This is a genomic window from Marinobacter sp., assembly GCF_041690455.1.
In the GTDB taxonomy this organism is placed as follows: Bacteria; Pseudomonadota; Gammaproteobacteria; order Pseudomonadales; family Oleiphilaceae; genus Marinobacter.
In genome coordinates this window covers 1-3,143 of the sequence record NZ_JAWLHI010000148.1, presented here as the reverse complement: position 1 = coordinate 3,143, position 3,143 = coordinate 1, and the positions used below count along the sequence as shown (strand labels likewise).

General features: G+C 57.8%; 5 protein-coding genes. All 5 read left to right on the top strand.

What is annotated here, in order from left to right:
• The first annotated feature begins 105 nt into the window (after positions 1-105).
• Positions 106-699 (top strand): tRNA-uridine aminocarboxypropyltransferase, encoded by a 594-nt coding sequence (locus ACESMW_RS18850; protein WP_372988499.1) that lies wholly within the window; start codon positions 106-108, stop codon positions 697-699.
• A 71-nt stretch (positions 700-770) separates the two neighbouring features.
• Complete coding sequence (locus ACESMW_RS18845) at positions 771-1,028, top strand: TIGR03643 family protein (protein ID WP_372988498.1); 258 nt, start codon at positions 771-773, stop codon at positions 1,026-1,028.
• Between the two features lie 78 nt (positions 1,029-1,106).
• The gene (locus ACESMW_RS18840; RefSeq protein ID WP_372988497.1) at positions 1,107-1,526 is read left to right on the top strand and encodes a YkvA family protein; all 420 of its coding nucleotides are present in this window, start codon (positions 1,107-1,109) and stop codon (positions 1,524-1,526) included.
• A 68-nt stretch (positions 1,527-1,594) separates the two neighbouring features.
• Entirely contained in the window at positions 1,595-2,365 is a 771-nt protein-coding gene (pomA, locus tag ACESMW_RS18835; protein WP_372988496.1) for a flagellar motor protein PomA, read from the top strand.
• A 2-nt stretch (positions 2,366-2,367) separates the two neighbouring features.
• The coding region (locus ACESMW_RS18830) for a MotB family protein (protein WP_372988495.1) at positions 2,368-3,143 on the top strand (776 nt) is incomplete at its 3' end.

Here is a 3,143-nt window from a genome sequence, read left to right as displayed (position 1 = left end):
TGCGGCGTGGTGGGTGCGATGATTGGTGGCCTGGTCAGCACCCTCGCCATTCAGGGCTGGCGTGGCGCCGGGTTGGCTAAACGTATTTTCGTGGGGTGACCGGGGTTGCCCAGACCGATCTGTGCCGATTGCGGCATGCACCGGAATATCTGTGTCTGCGAGGCCTGCGCCCCGGTGCCCAACCGCACCAGGATGTCAGTGCTCCAGCATCCAACGGAAGTTGGCCACCCCAAAGGTACGGCCCGCATACTGGGCCAATGTCTGGCCAGACTGGAACTTTTTACGGGGGATACACCGGAGGATTTCCGTGAGGCCGGTTTCGAGACCGACACAGTAACCGGGAGTTCAGCCCTGCTGTTTCCTGGGCCCGGTAGCGACACCCTCGAATCTTCAGATCTGAGCCACATCGATCACTGGATTATTCTCGACGGCACCTGGCGCAAGGCCGCCAGAATCCTTCACCAGAACCCGGTACTGGCGGCGCTGCCCCGCTTCCATTTCGCCAGCCCTCCGGCGTCTGCCTACGCCATCCGCAAGGCTCCTGGCTCGCATCATCTGGCCACAGCAGAGGCGGTGGCCTATTTACTCACCGTGGTCGAGCCGGACCTGGATACCCGGCCAATTTCCCGGGCAATGCACACACTGGTGGACAAACAATTCGCCCAGATCCCGGCCCGGCTGCACCAGCACTATCAATAAACCCGACCGGGTGAGACGAGCGGCCGGTCCGGACGTAATCTCGACAAACGTGACTCAAACAGAGAAACCTCATGTCCGAGCAGCTTGACCCCGCAGACCTCTCCCGCATCATCGAAATGGCCTGGGAAGACCGCACGCCGTTCGAAGCCATAGAAGGCCTGTATGGTCTCAGGGAAAAAGACGTCATCCGCCTGATGCGCCGTGAACTCAAGCCAGCCAGCTTCCGGCTGTGGCGCAAACGGGTCACCGGTCGAAACACCAAGCATCGTCAGCTACGGCCTGAAGGTGTGAGCCGCGGCTATTGCCCGACCCAATACAAGCACCGATAAACGCCTTGTCATTGGCATTGACGGCGAAGCTGCGCGATCATGAGCACTCAGGCATCAAGCAAGTGAGGAACCTTCCCGATGGCATTGTTCAACCAGAAAAACGCCCGGAAACAGCTGGACGCCGAGGCCAGCAAAGTCCATCGGGCGGATCTGGAAACCCTGCTGGACCGCCAGCGCACCATTGAAGAGAAAGTAAAAGGCAGCGGCAAGCTGGCGCGTTTCAGCGCCGACATCAAACTGATGTTTTCGATGATCCGCGACTACTGGTACGGCAATTACAGGAGCGTACCCTGGAAAACCATCGCCGCGGTGGCGGGGGCATTGCTATACGTCATGAACCCCCTCGATGTTATTCCGGATCTGATTGTGGGCGTCGGTTTTATAGACGACGCCGGGGTGGTCGCCCTCTGTCTGAAGCTGGTGGAGTCTGATCTCCATCGCTATGCTGCCTGGAAGGAAAAACAGGAAAATCCGGAAAGAACACAACAGACGAATTGATTAAATTCTGATCTGAGGGTAATCTCACACCCCTTCAAAGCCTGTCCCAAACCAAATCTGGAGATACCGTGGATTTCGCCACTCTTATCGGTCTTGTTGGCGCAATTGTGCTCATTGCCTCGGCAGTTATTCTTGGCGTCTCTCCTTCTGTTTTTATCAACCCTGCATCCCTGCTGATCGTTGTTGGCGGGACTATGCTGGTCGTTCTCGCCAAATTCAGCTTTACGCAGTTTTTTGGGGCCTTTAAAGCTGCCGCCAGGGCTTTTAAATTCAAGTTGCCGGAAACCCAGGCCAGCATCGAAGAGCTGGTTGAAATCGCCAACATAGCGAGGAAAGAAGGGGTGCTGGGCATTGAAGGCCGTGAAGTCAGTAGCCCGTTTCTTGGCCAGGGCATTCAGATGCTGGTGGATGGGCAAGATGGCAATACGATCAAACAACTCCTTAGCAAGGAGCGCCTGATGACCCTGGACCACAACCGGTCCGGTGCCAAGGTCTTCACCGCCATGGCAGACGTTGCCCCGGCCATGGGGATGATCGGCACCCTGATCGGCCTGGTGCAGATGCTGTCGAACATGGAAGACCCGAAATCGATCGGTCCGGCCATGGCGGTTGCCCTGCTGACCACCCTCTACGGCGCCATGATCGCCACGATGATCGCCACTCCGATCGCCGATAAGCTTTCTCTCCGGATGACCGAGGAAGCGCGCATGCAGTCCCTTTACATTGATGCACTGGTTGCCATCCAGGAAGGCACCAACCCCCGGATTATCGAGCAGATGCTTTCAAGTTACCTGCCGCCCAAGGAACGCGAAAAAGTGGCGGAAGCAGAAGGCGCGTAATCATGGACGAGCTTCCAGAGGAGGAAAAGCCGGGAATTCCCGCCTGGGTCGTTACCTTTGCCGACCTGATGTCCCTGCTGATGTGCTTCTTCGTACTGCTGCTCTCGTTCTCGGAGATTGACGCCCAGAAATTCAAGCAGATCGCCGGCGAACTCTCCAAGGCATTCGGCGTTCAGCGGGACGTGCCCGCTCTGGAAATCCCCAAAGGCACCAGCCCCATCTTCGACAAATTTTCGCCCGCGCCGCCGGAGCCGACAGTGGTCAATGAAGTCAAACAGACCACAACCGATCAGGATCCGGAACTCCAGACCCTGAAAAGCCCGACCGACATGGCTGTCGAAGCCGCCGTAGAGGAAGAGATGCAGGAAACCATGGACGAAATCCTGCAAGTTCTGGAACCTGCCATTGCCGATGGTCGAATCAACGTGAGCGAGGATCAGCGTCGAATCGTGATCCGGGTGGAAGAAAAAGGCTCTTTTCCCTCCGGTTCGGCCCAACTGACCTGGGAATTTGAAGGCCTGCTGCTGGACATGGCGGAGGTTATTGAAGGCATTCCTGGTGATCTGACCATTGAGGGGCACACCGACAACGTACCCATCCGCACCGATCGTTTCTACAGCAACTGGGACCTGTCTGCCGCCCGCGCCGCCGCTGTGGCCAACGTTCTGGTAGCCCGGGACCAGGTTGAACCCACCCGCCTGTCCGTCACAGGACTGGCAGATACCGAGCCCAGGGTTGCCAACACCTCAGCCGAGAACCGTGCCAGGAATCGGCGCGT

Excerpts from the sequence above, each read along its gene's own strand:
- ACESMW_RS18840 (WP_372988497.1), top strand. The coding sequence starts at position 1,107 with ATGGCATTGTTCAACCAGAAAAACGCCCGGAAACAGCTGGACGCCGAG.
- ACESMW_RS18845 (WP_372988498.1), top strand. The coding sequence starts at position 771 with ATGTCCGAGCAGCTTGACCCCGCAGACCTCTCCCGCATCATCGAAATG.